Origin of the sequence: Micromonospora sp. NPDC050784 (assembly GCF_044456765.1) — a bacterium.
Lineage (GTDB): Bacteria > Actinomycetota > Actinomycetes > Mycobacteriales > Micromonosporaceae > Micromonospora > Micromonospora foliorum.
The window spans coordinates 1-17,642 of the sequence record NZ_JBITGG010000035.1 but is presented as its reverse complement, the minus strand read 5'-3'; the positions used below and the strand labels follow the sequence as shown (position 1 = coordinate 17,642).

General features: G+C 70.3%; 16 protein-coding genes, 1 tRNA gene and 1 riboswitch. Of the genes, 9 read left to right on the top strand and 8 right to left on the bottom strand.

Annotation, left to right across the window (positions count from 1 at the left end):
* The first annotated feature begins 1 nt into the window (after position 1).
* From ACIBD9_RS31330 to ACIBD9_RS31320, 3 genes are all read left to right on the top strand, one after another.
* Complete coding sequence (locus ACIBD9_RS31330) at positions 2 to 496, top strand: GNAT family N-acetyltransferase (protein ID WP_396723059.1); 495 nt, start codon at positions 2 to 4, stop codon at positions 494 to 496.
* Positions 497 to 593: 97 nt separating this feature from the next.
* Positions 594 to 1,022, top strand: coding sequence for a hypothetical protein (locus ACIBD9_RS31325; protein ID WP_396723058.1), 429 nt, complete (start codon positions 594 to 596; stop codon positions 1,020 to 1,022).
* A gap of 104 nt (positions 1,023 to 1,126) precedes the next feature.
* The gene (locus ACIBD9_RS31320; protein ID WP_396723056.1) at positions 1,127 to 1,771 is read left to right on the top strand and encodes a dihydrofolate reductase family protein; all 645 of its coding nucleotides are present in this window, start codon (positions 1,127 to 1,129) and stop codon (positions 1,769 to 1,771) included.
* Between the two features lie 24 nt (positions 1,772 to 1,795).
* Here ACIBD9_RS31320 and ACIBD9_RS31315 read toward each other — a convergent pair whose 3' ends face one another.
* Complete coding sequence (locus ACIBD9_RS31315; RefSeq protein WP_387170446.1) at positions 1,796 to 2,137, bottom strand: VOC family protein; 342 nt, start codon at positions 2,135 to 2,137, stop codon at positions 1,796 to 1,798.
* 167 nt (positions 2,138 to 2,304) lie between these two features.
* On the opposite strand from ACIBD9_RS31315, the gene ACIBD9_RS31310 reads away from it, so the two are divergent.
* Together ACIBD9_RS31310 and ACIBD9_RS31305 are read left to right on the top strand one after the other, a co-directional pair.
* Entirely contained in the window at positions 2,305 to 3,249 is a 945-nt protein-coding gene (locus tag ACIBD9_RS31310) for an ATP-binding cassette domain-containing protein (RefSeq protein ID WP_387170444.1), read from the top strand.
* Positions 3,246 to 3,995, top strand: a complete 750-nt coding sequence (locus ACIBD9_RS31305) for an ABC transporter permease (RefSeq protein ID WP_196920440.1) — start codon at positions 3,246 to 3,248, stop codon at positions 3,993 to 3,995. Before ACIBD9_RS31310 ends, ACIBD9_RS31305 begins: the two co-directional genes overlap by 4 nt.
* Here the strand turns inward: ACIBD9_RS31305 and ACIBD9_RS31300 are convergent.
* Positions 3,979 to 7,116, bottom strand: coding sequence for a BTAD domain-containing putative transcriptional regulator (locus ACIBD9_RS31300; protein ID WP_396723054.1), 3,138 nt, complete (start codon positions 7,114 to 7,116; stop codon positions 3,979 to 3,981). The two genes, ACIBD9_RS31305 and ACIBD9_RS31300, sit on opposite strands and share 17 nt — an antisense overlap.
* A gap of 241 nt (positions 7,117 to 7,357) precedes the next feature.
* On the opposite strand from ACIBD9_RS31300, the gene ACIBD9_RS31295 reads away from it, so the two are divergent.
* Together ACIBD9_RS31295 and ACIBD9_RS31290 are read left to right on the top strand one after the other, a co-directional pair.
* Entirely contained in the window at positions 7,358 to 8,296 is a 939-nt protein-coding gene (locus ACIBD9_RS31295; RefSeq protein WP_396723099.1) for an LD-carboxypeptidase, read from the top strand.
* A 22-nt stretch (positions 8,297 to 8,318) separates the two neighbouring features.
* Complete coding sequence (locus ACIBD9_RS31290; protein ID WP_396723052.1) at positions 8,319 to 8,750, top strand: DUF6924 domain-containing protein; 432 nt, start codon at positions 8,319 to 8,321, stop codon at positions 8,748 to 8,750.
* Positions 8,751 to 8,859: 109 nt separating this feature from the next.
* Here ACIBD9_RS31290 and ACIBD9_RS31285 read toward each other — a convergent pair.
* Together ACIBD9_RS31285 and ACIBD9_RS31280 are read right to left on the bottom strand one after the other, a co-directional pair.
* Positions 8,860 to 8,933: transfer RNA gene (locus ACIBD9_RS31285), tRNA-Gly, on the bottom strand.
* 262 nt (positions 8,934 to 9,195) lie between these two features.
* Positions 9,196 to 9,753: a pyridoxamine 5'-phosphate oxidase family protein gene (locus ACIBD9_RS31280; RefSeq protein ID WP_396723051.1), complete on the bottom strand. Its 558-nt coding sequence runs from the start codon at positions 9,751 to 9,753 to the stop codon at positions 9,196 to 9,198.
* A gap of 99 nt (positions 9,754 to 9,852) precedes the next feature.
* Between ACIBD9_RS31280 and dcd the strand changes: the two genes are divergently transcribed.
* Positions 9,853 to 10,431: a dCTP deaminase gene (gene dcd / locus ACIBD9_RS31275; protein ID WP_089018323.1), complete on the top strand. Its 579-nt coding sequence runs from the start codon at positions 9,853 to 9,855 to the stop codon at positions 10,429 to 10,431.
* A gap of 73 nt (positions 10,432 to 10,504) precedes the next feature.
* On the opposite strand, the gene ACIBD9_RS31270 is transcribed toward dcd, so the two are convergent.
* Positions 10,505 to 11,545 (bottom strand): NlpC/P60 family protein, encoded by a 1,041-nt coding sequence (locus tag ACIBD9_RS31270; protein WP_396723050.1) that lies wholly within the window; start codon positions 11,543 to 11,545, stop codon positions 10,505 to 10,507.
* A gap of 13 nt (positions 11,546 to 11,558) precedes the next feature.
* Positions 11,559 to 11,694, bottom strand: a riboswitch (cyclic di-AMP (ydaO/yuaA leader).
* Between the two features lie 235 nt (positions 11,695 to 11,929).
* On the opposite strand from ACIBD9_RS31270, the gene ACIBD9_RS31265 reads away from it, so the two are divergent.
* Entirely contained in the window at positions 11,930 to 13,912 is a 1,983-nt protein-coding gene (locus tag ACIBD9_RS31265; RefSeq protein ID WP_396723048.1) for an N-acetylmuramoyl-L-alanine amidase, read from the top strand.
* 55 nt (positions 13,913 to 13,967) lie between these two features.
* Here ACIBD9_RS31265 and ACIBD9_RS31260 read toward each other — a convergent pair whose 3' ends face one another.
* From ACIBD9_RS31260 to ACIBD9_RS31250, 3 genes are all read right to left on the bottom strand, one after another.
* Complete coding sequence (locus tag ACIBD9_RS31260; protein WP_396723046.1) at positions 13,968 to 14,981, bottom strand: NlpC/P60 family protein; 1,014 nt, start codon at positions 14,979 to 14,981, stop codon at positions 13,968 to 13,970.
* 167 nt (positions 14,982 to 15,148) lie between these two features.
* On the bottom strand, positions 15,149 to 16,150 hold the full coding sequence (locus ACIBD9_RS31255; RefSeq protein ID WP_396723044.1) for a hemolysin family protein: 1,002 nt from the start codon (positions 16,148 to 16,150) through the stop codon (positions 15,149 to 15,151).
* Positions 16,143 to 17,468, bottom strand: a complete 1,326-nt coding sequence (locus tag ACIBD9_RS31250; protein WP_396723042.1) for a hemolysin family protein — start codon at positions 17,466 to 17,468, stop codon at positions 16,143 to 16,145. The genes ACIBD9_RS31255 and ACIBD9_RS31250 overlap by 8 nt, the downstream gene beginning before the upstream one ends.
* Positions 17,469 to 17,642 lie beyond the last annotated feature (174 nt).

Sequence of the window (17,642 nt, the reverse complement as noted above, 5' to 3'; positions counted from 1 at the left end):
CATGCAGGGGACGGAGCCGGCCGTGCGACCGGCGAGCCTTGCTGACGTGCCGGCGCTGGTGGCGCTGCGCCTGGCAAACGCAAAAGCGCACCTCGCACTCGACCCCGACGTCTACCGCTTGCCGCAGCGCGAGGCGGTCATCGAGCACTTCACCGCCGTCCTGAGCGAGGCGACCGGCCGGAACGCGGTTCTTGTCGCGGAGCAGGGCGGGCAGGTGGTCGGGATGGTCGAGGTGCTGCGCCTGCCCGAACCGCCCGCACACCAGATCCTTCGCCCCGAGCCCTCGGCGCAGATCCACACGGTGGTGCTCGACGAGGCCCGGGGCCGTGGGGTCGGCTCCGCGCTGCTCGACGCGGCGGACCGGTGGGCGGCCGAGCACGGGCTCTCCTACCTGTCGGCCGGCATCCACCACCACAACGCCGGCGCGGTGCGCTTCTACCGCCGCCACGGCTACGCACCGTCCGGCACCTCGTGGGTCAGGCGACCGGCCGGTTAGGGCCAGCGTCCGGGACACCGTCGCCGTCCGACCTTGGCTACCGTTCCGCTGCGGAAGTCGTAGATCCACGGCTGCGGCCAGCCCGTACCCTCCGGGGATGCCCACCGAAGCAGCCGCTGTTCGCGCGTCCCCGGATCGCCGGACGCGCCGGATCCGCATGATCCGCACGGTGGCGTTGCTGGTCGGGGTAGTGGTCCCGTCCCTCATCCTCCGCGAGTTGGTCGAGGCCCGGTTGGGCCGCGGGCCGCTGGCCGACCTGAGCGCGGTCGCGGTGCCGATGGCGGCGACCGCCTGGCTCGCGCCGTACGCCTCCTACCGGCGACGCGACGCCCTGCTCTGGCTGGTCGGCCCGGGCATTTACGTCTTCACGGTGATCGCCTGGCGGGTGGCCCTCGCGCCCCACCGGGACTGGAGCCCCCGCCCGGAGGAGAAACCCCGGATGCGCTGGTCACGCGACCCGGAACACGCCGGGACTTGGCAGCTGACCGAGCCGGCAGGTGACACGCGTCACACTGCTTCCCGGTAGGGGCACCGCATTCGGCTCCGACCCCTCGGCGAGCGGCACCCGGACGGGGTGTCGCCCGAGTAGAGGACTGAAAATCCGGTCCATCGAAGGAGGTAGGAGACACCGTGCCGCAGCTACTACGGGTGCAGTGCTTCAACGTTTCGCGCGACGGGTTCGGCACCGGAGAGGGGCAGAGCCTGGAGCGACCCTTCGGTCACGCGGACCCCACCCCGCTCTTCTCCTGGCGCGCCGCCACCGCCAGCTTCGTCTATCGCACCGAACCGGGTGGCAGTCGTGGCCTGGACGACTACCTGACCCGCGACGCCGAGTGCAACATCGGCGCGGAGATCATGGGTCGCAACAAGTTCGGCCCGCAGCGTGGGCCCTGGGAGGACCACGAGTGGCAGGGATGGTGGGGAGACAATCCGCCCTTTCACACGCCCGTCTTCGTGCTCACCCATCACGTGCGCCCGTCGTTCAGCCTGTCCGACACCACGTTCCACTTCCGCGATGTCAGCCCGGTCGAGGCACTGGCCGAGGCGAAGCAGGCAGCCGACGGTCGGGACGTACGCCTCGGTGGTGGGGTCGCCACCATCCGCGAGTTCATCGAGGCCGATCTGGTCGACACGATGCACATCGCCGTCGCGCCCGTCGACCTTCACCGGGGCGAGCGTTTGTGGGACAGCCACACCGAACTGCTCGACCGCTTCCACCTCGAGTCGGTGCCCAGCCCCAGCGGAGTCACCCATCTCCTGTTCTGGCGACGATGACCGAGCCCTCCCCGGCGCGGACGTCTAGAGCCGGGCCAGCACCAGCAACCGGTTGCCGTCGGGGTCGGTGACCCGCGCGGAGCGTTCACCCCAGGGCTGGTCGACCGGCTCCTCGGTGACCGTCGCTCCACCGGTGCGCAGCGCGCCCACCGCTGCGTCGCAGTCGTCGGCGTAGACGCACAACTCCCAGCGGTGCGAGTCGGCCGGTTCGCCAGCCTCCGGGTTGGCGGCCAGGCCGAGCTCGCTGCTGCCCAGTCGGAGGGCGACGAACTCCGGGGCACCCTGGTCCGGGAACCGGTAGGTCAGCTCGAAGCCGACCACGTCCCGGTAGAACGCGATCAGTCGTGGCAGGTCAGGTGTCGTCACGATCGGAAAGGCTTCGGTGAACACGGACCACCTCCAAGCCGGACCCTAGCCGGTGTCGAGGTTCAGCAGGAACTACCACGGGGGCGCGACAAGGAGAGACGCCGGTGTCAGTGGCCGTGTCAGGGCCGTGTCAGGGGGGTGACAGTCCGGCCGCCGATGGTAGTCGCATGACGAGTTCAGCGATTGCAGTCTCCGGGCTGCGGAAGGCCTACAAGGACAAGGTCGTGCTCGACGGCATCGATCTGGATGTCCCTGCGGGCACGATCTTCTCCCTGCTCGGTCCCAACGGGGCGGGTAAGACGACGACGGTGAACGTGCTGACCACGTTGGTGAAGGCCGACGGTGGGACCGTACGCATCGCAGGGCACGACGCCGCCACCGAGGCCAAGGCGGTACGCGCGGCGATCGGTGTCACCGGTCAGTTCGCGGCGGTGGACGAGCTGCTGACCGGTCGGGAGAACCTGCAGCTGATGGTCGATCTCAGCCAGGTGCCCGGCAAGGACGGCCGGCGGGTCGTCACGGAGTTGCTGGAGCGGTTCGACCTGGTGGAGTCGGCACAGAAGCCGGTGTCGACCTATTCCGGTGGTATGCGCCGCAAGCTGGATCTGGCGATGACCCTCGTCGGCGACCCTCGGATCATCTTCCTCGACGAGCCGACGACGGGCCTGGACCCACGTAGCCGCCGCACGATGTGGTCGATCATCCGCGATCTGGTGGCCGACGGCGTGACGATCTTCCTCACCACCCAGTACCTGGAGGAGGCAGACCAGCTCGCCGACCGGATCGCCGTACTCGACCAGGGGCGGCTGGTCGCCCAGGGCACACCGGACGAGCTGAAGCGCCAGATCCCCGGCACCCACGTCCGGCTCCGGTTCACCACCGTCGCCGAGCTCGACGCGGCCGCCCTTGTGCTCAACGACTCCACGCGGGACGACGAGGCACTCGCCCTGCGGGTCCCCAGCGATGGCGGCACGGCCTCGCTGCGGGCCCTGCTGGACCGGCTCGACGAGTACGCCATCAGCGCCGAAGGGTTCTCCGTGCAGACGCCGGACCTCGACGACGTCTTCCTCGCCCTGACGGGCAGCCGCACCCAGGAGGTTTCCGCGAAATGAGCACCAAGTCCCACTCGATCGTCATGCTGCGTCGCAACTTCAAGCACATCGCCCGAAACCCGACCTCCGTGTTCAACGCGGTGCTGATGCCTATCGTGATCATGTTGATGTTCGTGTACATGTTCGGCGACGCCTTCAACGTCGGCGTCGACTACATCGACTACGCGACTCCCGGGCTGATGCTGTTGGCGGTCTGCTACGGGCTGGGGGCCACCGCGACCGCGGTGAACTCCGACATGACCAAGGGCATCATCAACCGGTTCAAAGTCATGCACGTCTCCCGCGGTGCGGTGCTGACCGGTCACGTCGTCGCCAGCGTGCTGACCAACCTGGTCGCCATCGCGGCCCTCGTCGGGGTGGCCTTCCTGCTCGGATTCAGCCCGTCGGCGAGCCTCCTCGGCTGGCTCGGTGCGATCGGCATCATCGTGCTGCTCGGCTTCGCTGCCGGCTGGCTCACGGTCGCTCTGGGGCTTTCGGCGAAGTCTCCGGAAACGGCGGGGCTGGCCTCCGTACCGCTGGTCATGCTGCCGTTCTTCAGCAGCGCGATCGTGCCGGCGGACAAGATGGGGCCCGGGCTGCGGGAGTTCGCGGAATACCAGCCCTTCACGCCGATCATCGAAACCCTGCGCGGGTTCCTCAACGGAACGCCGTCCAGCGGTGACGTGATCCCCGCCCTCGTCTGGTGCGTCGGCATCGCTCTCGTCGGCTACCTGTGGGCGCGTTCCACGTTCACGAAGCGAGCGTGACCGCGACCAACCGATTCCAGTCCGTCCGACTGCCTTCCCGCGCCGCCTCTGCGAAGTTCACTTCGCCGAGGCGGCGCCGTACTTCCCCCTCGACTCGGGCCACGTCCGGCTGGGAGTGATCCCGCCGTCCTCGCACCGCCGCGCTCGCGGCGAGCAGACGCGCGGCCTGCTCATTCTGCTCGCGGCGCAGCGCCAGGTCCGCGACTCCGACGAGGACCCGCGCGATCGAGGGTGCGTGCCCCGCCTCGGCTGCCGCCTCAATGGCCAGGGAATGGTGTTCGCGCGCGTCACCGAGATCGTTCGCCACGTAACCGAGCAGGTCGTGTGTGATCGCGCGGATGTGCGCCTGCTTCGCTTCGTCGCGCAACAGGGTCGTCGCGACACCGATCTGCCGGGCCACCTCCTCGGCATCACCGCGCCAGCGAGCGAGTTCCGCCTGCGACAGGGCCAGCATGGCCAACGCACTCGGCCACGTGACCCGCGTCGCACATCGCCGCGCCTCGGCCAACGCAGCCGCGCTGGACTCGACGTCGCCAAGCAACCAGTACAGCTGAGCCTGCCGGGATCGCATCCGGATGATGTCCTCGACGGTGCCGACCTCGGTGACGACCGCGATCGCCTCTTCGTAGTGCTCGCACGCACCGGCGAACTCACCGCGTACGGCGATCAGCTCCGCCAGCTCGGTCAGGGCGAACGAGATCCCGAACCGTTCACCGAGTGCCCGGAACTCGGCGAGCGCCGACCGGAGATGCGCGTCCACCTCCCGGCCGTCCTGGCCGAGAATGATCCGCATCTTGCCGAGTTGCAACCGGGCCAGCGCGCGTACCCAGGGATCCTCGTCGTCCAGCAGCGGTTCCCATGCGGACAGGATCGCGTCCGGGGCTCGCAACATGCGCTCCAGCGGGACGACGAGCGCCATCCCCGGGTGGCTGCCGTGACTGCGCTGGCTCAACTCGTACGCCTTGTGGATCCACTCCGCCGCCTGGTGTTCGTCGCCCGGTCCGGAGTTCACGAAGAGCACGACGAGCGCGTACACCGTGGCCCGGATCTCGTCGCTGACCTCACCAGGCGTCTCGGTGGCGGCCGTGATCAGTTCCATGCCCTCGGTTCGGTGACCACCGAGCCACCAGTACCAGCCGGCGCTCGCGGCCAACCGCATGACCGCGTCCGCTTCGCCGGCAGCGAGGGCACCGCGCATCGCCGAACCGATGTTGTCGTGCTCGACTTCTAGCGTGGCGAGCCATCTCACCTGGTCCGTGCGGCGAAGCTGCGGCTCCGCGGTCGCCGTCAGCTCGGTGAAGTACGTCAGATGCGCGTGGCGCGCCAGGTCCGATTCTCCCGCCTCGACGAGGCGGTGCGCGGCGTACTCCTTGATCGTGCCGAGCATCCGGTAGCGCGGTGCCTCGTCGCCCTCGGCGACCAACAGCGACTTCTCGGCCAGCGCGGTGACCAACTCGAGCACATCGTCCTGCTCGACCTCGTCGCCAGCGCAGACCCGTTCGGCCGCTTCCAGGCTCACCCCGCCGGAAAACACCGATAGCCGGCGCAGGACCGCCCGTTCGGCGTCGGTCAGCAGCTCCCAACTCCAGTCCACCACCGCGCGCAGCGTCCGGTGCCGGGGCAACGCGGTACGGCTGCCGCCGGTCAGCAGGCGGAACCGATCGTCGAGCCGCCTGGCGAGCTGGTCGATGGACATGGTGCGCAACCTGGCGGCGGCCAGTTCAATCGCCAGCGGCATCCCGTCCAGCGCTCGACAGATCCGCGCCATCGTCGACAACGCGGGGGCGTCGACCGCCAGATCCCTCCGCACCGCGCCCGCCCGGTCCCGCAGTAACCGGACAGCCGGCGACGTTTCGATCTCGCTGGGGTCGGCGTCGACGTCCGGCAGGCCCAGTGGCGCGACCGGCCAGAGCGCCTCACCGGTGATGCCGAGCGGTTCCCTGCTCGTCGCGAGGATCCGCAGTCGTCGACACTCCCCGAGCAGCCGGTCAGCGAGCACCGCCGCCGACTCGATCACGTGCTCGCAGTTGTCCAGGACCAGCAACGCCTCCCGGTCGCGGATCGCGGCGACGAGCCGGTCGACCAACTCCATGCTCGGTGCCTCGCCGAGCAGAGCGTCCCGGAGTCCGAGCCCTGCGAGCGTCGCCTGCACCACCTCACCGTCCGCGCCGATGGCGGCGAACTCGACCAACCAGGCGCCGTCCGGCAGGTCGTCGAGCATCCTGCGCGCCGTTTCCGTGGCCAGCCGGGTCTTCCCCGAACCACCCGGCCCGATCAGGGTCGTGAGCCGGTGTTCGGCGACGAGCGCGCCGACCTTGGCGACTGCCTCGTCCTTGCCGATGAAGCTGCTCAACTCGGCCCGGAGGTTGGTCTTCCGGTTCTCCTCGCGCCGTCGCACCTCGCCCCGCAGGAGCGCGACGTGCAACGCCGACAGTTCCGGCGAGGGGTCGACGCCCAGTGCGTCGGCCAGGGCTTCGCTCGTGCGCTGATACACGAGCAGCGCCTCGTTGTCTCGGCCGCTCGCGGCGAGGACCCGCATCAGCGCGAGAACCAGCCGTTCCCGCACCGGGTGCTCGGCCACCAGGTCGGTCAGCTCCGCGACCAGCTCCGGACCGTGGCCGAGGTTGATCTCCACGTCGAAGCGATCCTCCAGGGCGGTCAGACGCAGCCTGTCGAGTCGGGTGACCGCCGCGTCGAGCGCCGTGCTGTCGGCCAAGCCGACGTCCTGCATCGCCGCACCGCGCCACAGGGCGAGCGCCTCGCGCAGCCGCCGTACCCGCTGCGGGCCCTCGTCCTCGCGAGCCTGGCCGACGAGGCGTTCGAACCGTACGGCGTCGACGACGTTGGGTTCGACCACCAACCGGTAGCCGTCCGTCTGTCCCTCGATCGCCCCCTCCGGCAGCGCCTTCCGCAGCCGGGAAACCAGGCGGTGCAGGGCGTTGGCCGCGTCAGTGGGCGGGTGTTCGCCCCAGATCCAGTCGACGAGGGTCCCCTTCGAGACCACGTGACCCGGGTTGAGTGCGAGAGCGGTCAACAGCCCGCGCAGCCGTGCACCCGGCACGTCGATGGAGGTGCCGTCGTCAGTGCGAACCTCGAATGGACCAAGCATCCCGACCTGCACCCGGCAGATCTTGCCATGAACGTGAGAGGCATCCGTGTCACCGATGCCCACTCCGCCGATCCCCGTGGTGCTCCTGGAACCTGCCCCGAAATGAGATGCGTACGGGCTGGCGCACCTGTTGGATCTCGACATGGAGCATGAGCTTGTTCGTCCTCGCAAGGCGCGCCCGGGAGACCGCCTCGCGGTTGTCTCGCCGTCCTTCGCCGCGGCCGGTGCCTACCCCGGGATCCACGAGCAGGCCATGCGACGGCTTGCCGACCTGACCGGCCTCGTCCCGGTCGAATACCCCACCACCCGCCAGGTGGGTGCGAGCGCGGCAGCACGGGCCGCGGACATCAACGCCGCCTTCGCGGATCCCCAGGTACGCGGCATACTCGCCGTCGTCGGAGGCGAGGACCAGATCACGGTCATCCCCCACCTGGACGCCGACCTTGCCCGAGCCGATCCGAAGCCGTTCCTCGGCACCAGCGACAACACCAACCTGCACCACTGGCTGTGGGGTCTTGGCATCGCCAGCTTCTACGGCGGGTCCTCCCAGGTGCACCTTGGCCCCGGGCCCGCCGTTGACGACATCCACGCCCGGTCGCTGCGAGCGGCGCTACTCACCGGGGAGCGCCTGGAGATCACCGATCCGGGTGAGTCCGAGGATGTCGGGATCGACTGGGCAGACCCGCAGGCGTTGAAGTCCTTCGGAGAGCGCGAGCCGACGGAGCCATGGAGCTGGTACGGGCCGCCCCGCACAGTCACCGGCCCCGCCTGGGGTGGCTGCCTGGAGGTCATCCAGTGGATCCTGACGGCGGGACGCTTCCCGTTCCCCCCGGAGGTGCTGCGGGGTGGTGTGCTGCTCATCGAGACGTCCGAGGAGCTTCTCCCCGCGCGCGAGGTCGGCTGGATCGTCCGATCACTGGGTGAACGTGGTCTCCTCAGCGCCGTCGACGCGGTCCTGGTCGCCCGTCCGCCGGTCTCCGACCACACCCGCCGACCCGCGGCGGCGGATCGGGCACGGCTACGCGAGCAGCAACGCGACACGGTCGTCGACATGGTGACCCGCTACAACCCGGAGGCAGTGGTCTGCGTCGGCGTCCCGTTCGGCCACACCAGACCGCAGTGGATCCTTCCCCACGGCGGCCCGGTCACCGTCGACGGCGTGGAACGCCGAATCTTCGCCGACTATCGATAGAGCATCGCGAGGTGGAGGATCTTTGTCGTGCCCCCCGCTGCCGCAGCCCGACGACCTCGCATCGCTCGTGGTCCGGACCGACTTCACCGACGACAGCGCCTGGGAGGCCGTCAAAGAAGAGTTTCGCCGGTGGGAGTCCTACTACAGCGCGACCTTCGTCGACGACGTCACCTACCGCAAGGCGACCGTCGAGCAGTTGATCAACGCGAACGCCCCCGTCAGTGATGCGGACTGGCTCCCCTACCTGTTCGTTGCCGACGCGACCACGATGACCGACGTCGAACGTCCGCTACTCGCCGTCGACCTGAGCCGTGAGCCCGGTCGCACCTTCCGCGTGCCGCCCCGCTGGTACGCGGACGTCTCGGCCAACCTCACCATCGCCAACATGGACTTCGCCGAGTTCGCCGACGCGGCCGACGAGTCCGGAACGTACCGAGGTTTCGAGGGGGCCTGACAACCTGGCGCAGCAGCGGCTGGTGGCACGGCGCGCGGCGGTTGATCCTTTGACCGTGAAAGATCGAAGGCCCTGACCGGGACTCATGTCCTGGCCAGGGCCTTCGTATTGGAGCGGGTGACGGGAATCGAACCCGCACTGTCAGCTTGGGAAGCTGATGTTCTGCCATTGAACTACACCCGCAAGCGGCACCACTGTACCCGAGTCGCCGGGCCTCTGCACCCAGGTACCCCCGCCGGCCGCAGGTGTCCGCGTACCGCTCCGGCCGAGTCGGCCCGGGTTGATCCACTCGGCTTCCTGGAAGTCGGGGCATCCGAGGCGCCGGGACCCCGCGACATCACTGAAACCGAGTTGATCACCGCGGCCGGCGGGCCGTGAGCTGAGGCGTACGGCCGGTGCCGGCCCCGTCACGACGGGGCCGGCACCGATGATCTTCCGGTCGTGGTCAGGCCGCCGTGCACTGGACGTCACGGCTGAGGCGGGTCGGGCGCGCCTGCGGGACGGCGAGGGGCACGGCCCCCGCCGGCGGGGCGTTTGGGTCGAGCCAGACCCGGACGGCCGGCCGACCCGGCGCGAGGCCCGGAATGCCCGCGATGTGCTGCTCGCGGCGGGTGAGCATGGCCACGTCGACGGTGAACTCGAAGAGCCGCCAGTCGACCTGCGGCTCGGCCCGGGCGCTCTGCGCCAACTGCGCCACCCGGACCGGATCGGTCACCGGACGGGCGCGCCCCGCCACGTACGCCTCGTCGTCGCTCTCCTCGGCGGGGAACGAGTGCAGCGCGTAACGGCCGTCACGTTCGAGGTCGCGGCGCTTGGGCGAGTCGATGATGAAGCAGAACAGCCCCTCGGCGCTGATGACCGGGGAGACCGGATGGACGCGGGGCCCGCCGTCGGCACGGACCGTGGCCAGATAGCCGAAGCCCGGCCCGTACTGCTGGAGGAGAACGCGGATCCCGTCGGCGAGTCGGGGCTCGTCGGCGGCGAATTCGGACCAGGAAGCCATGTGGGCATTCTATCGAACAAATGTACGAGCAGCGACCTCGACGCGCTGGTCACCGGCACCGAATCCGGCCACTTTTGGCAGCGCGGCTATGGTGGTCCGATGCTGCTCTCCGACCGCGACCTGGTCTCCGAGATCAAGGCCGGCACGCTGGGCCTGGAGCCGTTCGAGCCCACCCTGGTCCAACCGTCCAGCATCGACGTCCGACTCGACCGGCTGTTCCGGGTCTTCAACAACCACCTCTACACCCACATCGACCCCGCCATGCAGCAGGACGACCTGACGTCGGTGGTCGAGGTCCCCGACGGCGAGCCGTTCGTGCTGCACCCGGGGGAGTTCGTGCTCGCCTCGACGCTGGAGGTCATCTCGCTGGGCGACCAGCTCGCTGGCCGCCTGGAGGGCAAGAGCTCCCTGGGCCGGCTCGGGCTGCTCACGCACTCCACCGCCGGTTTCATCGACCCGGGCTTCTCCGGTCATGTGACGCTGGAACTCTCGAACGTGGCGAACCTGCCGATCACCCTGTGGCCGGGCATGAAGATCGGGCAGCTCTGCATCTTCCGGCTCTCGTCGCCGGCCGAGCACCCGTACGGCTCGGTGGTCTACGGCTCGCGCTACCAGGGCCAGCGGGGGCCGACGCCCAGCCGCGCCTGGCAGCACTGGCGCACCTGGCCCACCCGCTGAGGCCGATCCGCTAGAACCAGGACGACGAGGGCCCGCCGCGACGAATCGCGACGGGCCCTCCGGTCACCCGGGGTCAGCCTGGGCGGCCGTAGCTGTGGATCGGGCCGTCGTCGACCTTCTTCATCTTGACCGGTTGACCGGCCTGCGAGGCGTGCACCACCCAGCCGTCGCCGACGTACATGCCGACGTGGTGGATGTCGCTGTAGTAGAAGACCAGGTCGCCGGGGCGCAGGTCGCCCCTGCTGACGTTCTTCGTGACGCGGCTCTGCGCGGCGGCGTTGTGCGGCAGCGACACGCCGGCCTTCGCCCAGGCGGCCAGCATGAGCCCGGAGCAGTCGTACGAGTTCGGACCCTCGGCACCCCAGACGTAGGGCTTGCCGATCTGCGCGCATGCGAACTTGACCGCGGTGCCCGCGGCGCCACCGGGGTAGCTGCCCGGGCAGGGCGCCGGGCGCAGCGGACCGCCGCCGCCGTTGCCGTACACCTTGAGGCGCAGCTTCTGCAGGCGGTCGATCTCCTCGTTGATCTGCTTCTTCTTCGCCGCCAGCTGAGCTTCGGTGCGGGTCAGCTGGGCCACCATCTCGTCCAGCGGCGCCTTCTGCGCGGCCAGCTGGTCGCGCAGGTCGGCCACCTGGCGTACGTCCTTCTGCTGGTTGTGCGCGAAGCGGTCGAGCATCTCCAGCTGGCCGACCACCTCGCTGGGCGACCGGCTGCCCAGCACCGCGTTGACGGTCGAGACGTTCTCGCCCTTGTAGGCGCGTACGGCCAGGGCGCTTACCTTGTCCATCGCGGCGTCGACCTGGCGCTCCAACGGAGTGATCCGGGCGGCGAGCGCGTCGGCCTGCTTGCGCTTCGCAGCGAGGTCGGTGCGGGTGGCGTTGTGCCGTTCGATGATCGGTTCGAGTTTGTTCCAGTCGGCGTCGATCTGGCGCTCGATCTCGGCGACGGACGGGTCGGCGTGGGCCGCCGTGGCACTGCCGGTCAGGACGACGGCGATGCCGGCCAGCGCGGCGAGTGCGGTGGTGAAGCGGGACCAGCGTGGGCGCGGCACGATCGACGCCGGGCCGGCTGATGCCGACCGCTCGGACGACGGCCGCGGGGCATGGAGTGCCACCGGGGTTCCGTACTCCTTCTTCCTGACCGCCTACCGGGTTAGCTGACGGGTTCGGGCGGGAAGTCGGCGCCCTACCGCAGTGGTTGCGGATTCACCCCGAGGGACCTGGGTCCCCGGTTCGCTCGGAAACGACTCGGCGGTGTCGGTCCGTTACCGCCCGGGCTGGGCGGAGCTGCTGTCGGGCCGACGAATGACCAGAGTAGAGACGCTTGTTACCGATCCGCAACCCGTGCGGCCGTGACACTCCGTACCGATTGGACGAGGCCACTGACCGTGTGTGAAGAATTCTTTCCGCGCGCTTCGATAGATGGAAAGGTATTGACGTGACCTCCCGGGCGGCGCGATGGTGACCTGACCTCACTCCGAGAGAATCTAGGGGGTTCGATGCACCATCCAACCCTGTCGACCGGCTGGCGCGCACTGCTCGCCGCCACCGTGGTCGCCGCCGCGACCACGGTGCCAATCTCCGTCGGCCCGGCCGCCGCCGCACCCACCACCAACCGCCAGCAGCAGTACGCCGCCGCGGCCACCGAGTACGGCGTACCGACCGTGGTGCTGCTCGGCGTCTCCTACCTGGAGTCGCGCTGGGACACCAACGCCGGCACACCGAGCACCAGTGGCGGCTACGGCCCGATGCACCTGACCGACGCTCGGCACGTGGCCGCTCTCCCCGGGGGCGGTCACCACGACGCCGGTGCCGAGGACCCACGCGGCGACGACTCCCGTCCCGCCCGGGTGCCCGCGCCCCGGCCGGTCGAGGCCCCCGCGCCGTCCACCGCCGCGTTGCAGACCGTGGACGCCGCCGCCTCGCTGACCGGCGCCACCCCTGAGGCACTGCGCACCGACGCGGGCCTCAACATCCGGGGTGGGGCCGCGCTGCTGGGCGCGTACCAGAAAGATCTGGGCGCGCCGGTGGGCGCGGACACCGACCCGGCGGCCTGGTACGGCGCGGTGGCACGCTACTCGGGCGCGGACAGCGCCGACGCCGCGGCGGCCTTCGCCGACGAGGTCTTCACCACCGTCGGCGCGGGCGCGTCGCGGGTGACCGACGACGGCCAGCGGGTCACCCTGCCGGCCAGCGCGGTGCGGCCCGAGCGTTCCTGGTTGGACCGGCTGGGCCTGCGCCGGCTGGCCCGCCCGGACGGGGTGGAGTGCCCCAGCACCATCTCCTGCGAGTGGATCCCGGCGCCCTACGAGGCGTTCGGCGACGGGGACTACGGCAACCACGACCTCTCCGACCGCCCCGCCCGGCAGAAGATCGAGTACATCGTCATCCACGACACCGAGGCGAGTTGGGCGACGACCCTGCAACTCGTCCAGGATCCGACCTACGTGAGCTGGCACTACTCGCTGCGCTCGGTCGACGGGCACATCGCCCAGCACGTGAAGACCAAGGACGTCGGCTGGCACGCCGGCAACTGGTACGTCAACGCGAAGTCGATCGGTCTGGAGCACGAGGGCTTCGCGGCGCAGGGCACCTGGTACACCGAGGCGATGTACCGGACCTCGGCGAAGCTGGTGCGGCACCTGGCGCTGCGGCTGGGCATCCCACTGGACCGCCAGCACATCATCGGCCACGACAACGTGCCCGGCACCACCGCCTCGACCGTGCGGGGGATGCACTGGGATCCGGGCCCGTACTGGGACTGGACGCACTACTTCGACCTGCTGCACGCGCCTCGACTGGACACCGGCACCCCGGCCACCGGGCTGGTCCGGATCGACCCGGACTACGCCACCAACCAGCCGGCGTTCATCGGCTGCGTCACCGCGGGCGTGCCCTGCGCGCCGCGCGGCTCCTCGGCGGTGGTGCTGCGCAGCGCGCCGTCCGCGGACGCGCCGCTGGTCAACGACATCGCGCTCCGCCCGGACGGCACCCCGAACACGATGGTCGTGTCGGACCACGGGGCCCGGGCATCCGCCGGGCAGACGTACGCGCTGGCCGGGCGGCAGGGTGACTGGACGGCGATCTGGTACCTCGGGCAGCGGGCCTGGTTCCACAACCCGGCGTCCGCGCCGACCGCCAGTTGGACCGTCGGCGTGGTGGCCACGCCGAAGCCCGGACGGACCACCATTCCGGTCTACGGACGGGCCTACCCGGAGCAGGCGGCGTACCCGGAGGGCGTGCCCTACCAGGCGATCTCGCCGCTGCAGTACACCCTGGCCGCCGGGCAGCGGTACGCCGTCGGCGCGGTGCTGGCCGGCGAGTACTACCGGGCCAGTACGTTCGACGGCTCCTCGCCCGGCGACTGGACGGTGATTCGCGGCAAGAACCGCTACGCGCAGATCCAGTTCGGCCACCGGATCATGTACGTCGACCTCGCCGACGTACAGCTGTTGCCGTCCCCGGTGGGCGCGCCCCGCTGAGAACCACGACGGCCCCCGGTCGGTGACCGGGGGCCGTCGTGTTGCGCGAGGTGGATCAGCCGGGTCTGCGGAAACCGGCGATCGGCATGGTGGTGATGCTGGACACCTGCACCGGCTTGCCGGCACGTGGCGCGTGCACCATCTGGTTGTTGCCCAGATACAGCCCGACGTGACTCAGGCCGGAGAAGAAGAAGACCAGGTCGCCGGGGCGGGCGTCCGCCCGGGAGACGGCCTTGCCCTCGTTCCACTGGTCACCCGTGTGGTGGGTGAGGTAGATCCCGGCCGCCTTGTAGGCGTACTGGGTCAGCCCCGAGCAGTCGAACGAGTTCGGGCCGGTGGCACCCCAGACGTACGGCTTGCCGACCTTGCCGCAGGCGGTCCTGATCGCGGTGCGGGCCGCCGCGCTGACCACTCCGTTGATGGTCGGGCAGGCCGCGGTCACCACCGTGGTCTTCGGCATCGACGCCTCGAGCTGCTTGATCTCGCCGTCGATCTGCTTCTTCTTCGCCGCCAGCTCGTTCTGCTGCCGCGTCTGGGTGACGATCAGCGCGTCCAGCTTCTGCTTCTCGCCGTCGTACTTCGCCCGGACGGCCAGCACACCCTCGACCTCCTTGCGCTCCTGCGAAGCGAGCCGGTCGAGGATGGTGAGCTGCTCGGTGAGCGTGTCCGGCTTGGCGCTGACCAGCAGCGCGCCGATGTCGTGCGACGGGCCCGAGATGTAGTAGCGGGAGGCGAGGTCGCCGACCCGGTTGAGCGCCAGCTCGCTCTGCAGCGCCAGCGGCTCGATCTTCTTCTGGAGGTTCGCCGACTTCTGTCGGTTGACCTTCAGCTGCGCCCGGACCTTGTTGTACTGCTCGATGGTGGGCTCCAACTGCTCCCACTTCTTGTCGATCTGCGCCTCGATCTCGTCGACCGTGGGCGCGGCATGTGCCGGCGCGGTCAGCAGACCGGCGCCGACCGCCGCCGCGGCGACCAGGATCAGCACCCGGTGCGCGACGCGGCGCAGGCCACCAGAGCGAGCAGACGCATTCAGGTCGTGACGATGAGGGGGCATGGTTGCCACCGGCACCGACTCCTTTGCAACCGACCGCCGGGCGCCTCGCGTGAGGGAAGGGCCGAGGCAGACGACCCACAGCGGTCGGTGCCCCACATTAGGGAAGCTCGGGGCGGTAATCAAGGCGAGCGCGGTAACCATCACTGTCGTGCAACCGCTTGCACACCAAGGGTATTGGTCCATCAACCAACGATTGCGGTCAATACATCGTCGAGAGTGACCACACCGAGCGGCCGTCGCCCGTCGCTGACCAGCACCATGTGCCGCCGCTCGCGGCGCATCGCCAGCAGCAGGTCGGCCAACGTACGCTCCGGCGGCACCACCGCCAGCGGCCGGTAGACGTCGGCCGGTACCGGGGACCGGCGACCCTGTCCGGCGTACCCGAGCACGTCCTTGACGTGTACGAAGCCGAGCACCCGACGGGTCGACCGTTGCACCACCGGGAACCGGGACCGGCCGGTCCGGGTCGCCAGCACCTCCAACGACGCCGGCGAGACGTCCTCGGCCACCGTCACCACCGTCGACCACGGTTGCAGCGCGTCCGCCGCCGTCCGCGCGTGCAGGGCCAGCGCGCCAGTGATCCGAGCGTGCTGCTCCGCGTCGAGCAACCCCTCGGTCCGCGCCTGGGAGACCAATCCGGCCAACTCCTCGGCGGTGAAGACCGTCTTCACCGCCTCGGACGCCTCGATCCGCCAGAAGGCGAGCACCCGTCGGGCCGCCCATTTCATCGCGAGCAACAACGGTTTGGTGGCCACACAGAACGCCAACATCGCCGGGCCGAGCCAGAGCGCGGAGACCTCCGGACCGGCCAGCGTGATGTTCTTCGGCACCATTTCCCCGACGACCGTGTGCAGAAAGACCACCACGCCCAGCGCCAGCACGAACGCGACCGGGTGCACCGCCCGCTCCGGCAGGCCGGCCGCGTGGAACGGCGGCTCCAGCAGGTGCGCCAGCGCCGGCTCGGCGATCGCGCCCAGACCCAACGAGCAGACCGTGATGCCGAGCTGTGCACCAGCGATCATCAACGGGATCTGGTTCATCGCCGACAACGCCCAGCGGGCACGTTTCGACCGGGCGGCCAGCGGCTCGATCACCGTCCGGCGGGACGCGATGAGCGCGAACTCGCTGCCCACGAAGAACCCGTTGCCGAGCAGCAGCAGCACCGTCACCAACAGCTCAGTCATCGTCGTCCGGATCCGCCGGGCGCAACACCCGGACCTGCTCGATCCGGTGCCGCTCCACCTCGACCACTGTGAACTCCCAGCCGTCCGTCTCGACCGTCTCGCCGGCGAGCGGGATGTGCCCGAGCTGGGCCATCAGGAACCCGGCCAACGTCTCGTACGGCCCCTCGGGCAGCCGGAAGCCGGTCTGCTCGGCCAACTCGTCGGAGCGGAGCACACCGTCGACCAGGACGGTGCGCTCACCGCCCGGCACGGTCAGCTCGGCCGACCCGTCGTCGTCCACGCTCGCCGGGTCGAACTCGTCGGCGATCTCGCCGACCAACTCCTCGACGAGGTCCTCCACGGTCACCACGCCGTCCGTGCCGCCGTACTCGTCGACCACGATGGCCAGGTCGGCCCCGGCCGCCTTCAGCGCGGCCAGGACACCGTCCAGGTTCAGGCTCTCCGGCACGTACACCGGCTCGCGGGCCACCGAGGCGACCCGGGTCGACGTACGGTCGGCCAGCGGCACGCCCAGCGCGTCGGGCACGCCGGCCACACCGGTCACCAGGTCCAGGGTCTCCTCGTACACCGGGAACCGGGTCCGCCCGGTCCGCCGCGACTCCTCCAGCAGCTCGGCCACGGTGGCCGTGGCGCGCAGCGCGACCACGTCCACCCTGGGGGTCATCGCCTCCGCGGCCCGCTTGTCACCGAAGCGGATGGTGCGACGCAGCAGCATCGCGGTGTCCGTGGGTAGCGCGCCGGCCCGCGCCGAGATGCCCGCCAGCAGGCCCAGCTCCTCCGGTGAGCGGGCGCTGGCCAACTCCTCCTGCGGCTCCACGCCGAGCGCCCGGACCAGTCGGTTCGCCGAGCCGTTCAACCCTCGGATCACCCAGCCGAACGTCCGGGAGAAGGTGTGCATCGGGCCGGCCGTGGCCAGCGCCGCCGGCATGGGCCGGGCCAGCGCCGCGTTCTTCGGCACCAACTCGCCGAAGAGCATGGAGATCAGCGTGGCCAGGGCCAACGCGATGAACGGGGTGAGCCGCTCGGTGCTGTCTCCGGCCAGTGGGCGCAGCAGCGGGGTGAAGAGCCGAGCCAGGGCCGGCTCGGCCAGGTAGCCGGTGAGCAGCGCGGTGATGGTGATGCCGAGCTGTGCCCCGGAGAGCTGGAAGGAGAGTTCACGCAACGCCGTGCGTACCGTCAGGGCGGCCTGGTCGCCCGCGGCGGCCCGCCGGTCGATCTCCGCCCGGTCGACCGTGACCAGGGCGAACTCGGCCGCGACGAAGAACGCGTTGCCCGCGGTCAGGGCTACGAAGCCGACCAGGGGCAACAGCGTCGTCAAGAGTAGGCCGTCGATGTCGCCTCACCTCGGCGAGATTCTTGCACGACGGCGGGGGGGCCCCCCCGGCCCCCCCCCCCCGGGGCCCCACCCCCCGGGGGGCCCCCGGCCCCCCCCCCCCCCCGCCGGGGGCCCCCCCCCCCCCCCCCCCCCCCCCCCCCCCCGGCCCGCCCCCCC